The sequence below is a fragment of the Candidatus Obscuribacterales bacterium genome, assembly GCA_036703605.1.
Lineage (GTDB): Bacteria > Cyanobacteriota > Cyanobacteriia > RECH01 > RECH01 > RECH01.
Genome location: DATNRH010001014.1, coordinates 1 through 1,703, shown reverse-complemented (window position 1 = coordinate 1,703; position 1,703 = coordinate 1). Strand labels below are relative to the sequence as shown.

The 1,703-nt window shown below is 53.7% G+C and carries 2 protein-coding genes; both read left to right on the top strand.

Features of this window, described 5'->3' with window-relative positions; genetic code table 11:
• Positions 1 to 470: hypothetical protein (locus tag V6D20_20710; protein HEY9818201.1), on the top strand; the 470-nt coding region annotated here is incomplete at its 5' end.
• A complete protein-coding gene (locus V6D20_20705) occupies positions 467 to 958 on the top strand; it encodes a hypothetical protein (protein HEY9818200.1) in 492 nt (163 codons plus the stop codon). The genes V6D20_20710 and V6D20_20705, both read left to right, overlap by 4 nt.
• The last annotated feature ends 745 nt before the right edge of the window (positions 959 to 1,703 follow it).

Below are 1,703 nucleotides of genomic sequence, written 5' to 3'. Positions count from 1 at the left end.
TCCTTGGATTGGATGTGCATGAGTTTGAGAAGTTTGGCAAGCCTGGCTCTTTGATTGTCTGGGCCACCGCACTGACACAGGTGGTGGCTGTTGTGGTGCAAGGCAAATCTCTCATTTCTGCTCTCTATGGCATCACTGGTGCAGAGCTGTCCAAACACATTCTCCGCGTCAAGCGAACCAGAAAGGAGTACTGCTCAAAGAAGAACCTCAAAAGCAATGCTAGAAAAACTATGGGAGAGTTCATCGTGCTTGACGGATTAACCACTGCACCAACGTCAGTGCCAGGAGAGCGTCAAGTGCGTGACTATGTAGCGAAGGATGTACCTCTCGCCGTGGCTGACACTGCAGGTAGAGCCCTCCGCTGCCTCCCTCCCTCTCTCCTTTCTTGTTCTTGTTCTTGTTCTCTCTCTCTCTCTCTCTCTCTACAGCAACTGCTGACCCAAATTCAGATCACTCTCGCCCACTCATGAGGGAAGCGTTTGGCAAGATGGCGGCACAAATGCATCGTGCCTTTCCAGGGTTCCTGCAGCGGCTTCAAACCGAGGCTGAGGCGCTGCTTGGAGATCGCCGCACTAGTGCTTATGGCCTGGATGACTGTCCAGCGATGAATCGCGTGGTTTGCTCCCACCAGACGCCCGGTCATCCAGTGGTGGTCTCAGAACATGTGGACACGCGAGATGTTGGACATGCCTTTATTGGCTGGCACAACAGTGCAAGCGGTAAGCCCATTCTTTCTATCTTATCCTCTCCAGAACCCAAGAGCGGGAGCAAGTTCTGCCTGACCAGCCTGAGCCTGGGCGTCCCCACCACAGGCGACACACTGGTGATGTTTTCCACACTCCTAGCACACGGGACACCACGGCCCCTTTGCGAGGGGGATGAGGGCTACCTGCTTGCCTGGTCAATATGCTGCAATAAGGACCTTCTTCTATTTGAGGCGAAGCAGCACCCCCCATAAACCTCTTACCGCGGGAGAAGATGGTTTGAGTACTGGTCCTGTGTTGGGCACAGGACTTGTGGTAGCCTGTCCCCTAGTGTCCCCGAAACAAAAGGGTTTCGATTGTACCCTGGATTGCATCCAGCCAATATCTGCGGTGAAGATGCTTTCGCGGAGTCTGCACTACACACACTGCAAGCAGTGAAGCAAGTGACTTTGAAAAAACTCCAAAAGTGCGGTTGGGCAGAGTTCGTAGTCAACAGACACACATCCAGCTTGAGATATCGTCATCAACACATGTTGCAAGAGGAATACTGTGTGCAACTGGCCGACGACGCTATCAACCACATTTGTGAGAGGCTTGAAAAAGCGGAGCTGGGACCAGAAACCTGCACTGAGATTCTCAAAATGGCCGTTATTCGGAGCAAGCAGCGGCATCAGCGTCAATCAGCGCCGTCAACCCACCGCAGTGGCAGCGAGAACTCTGCTGACAGCCAGGACTCCTCTGCTACACCTGTCAGACAACATGCACCTGGCAAGGCTCCACGAACCTCGCGTCGAGGCATGCAGGCTCCTAGCAAAGCCCCAGTGTCTCGCCCAGGGGACAAGGACGTTCGTTCTCAGGTTCTTGCTAACATGTCTAGCGCTGAGCTCTTTAAATGCTTGCTCTCAGTGGACATGCGTGGCACAAAGGTCACACATGCGTCACTTTTGTATGAAGGTCGTGTGCTTCAGCTCTCCACACAGGGTCGCACCGAGGGACGGT

What these genes read in the sequence shown, in the direction of transcription:
- V6D20_20705 (HEY9818200.1), top strand. Translation starts at nt 467, where the DNA reads ATGAGGGAAGCGTTTGGCAAGATGGCGGCACAAATGCATCGTGCCTTT.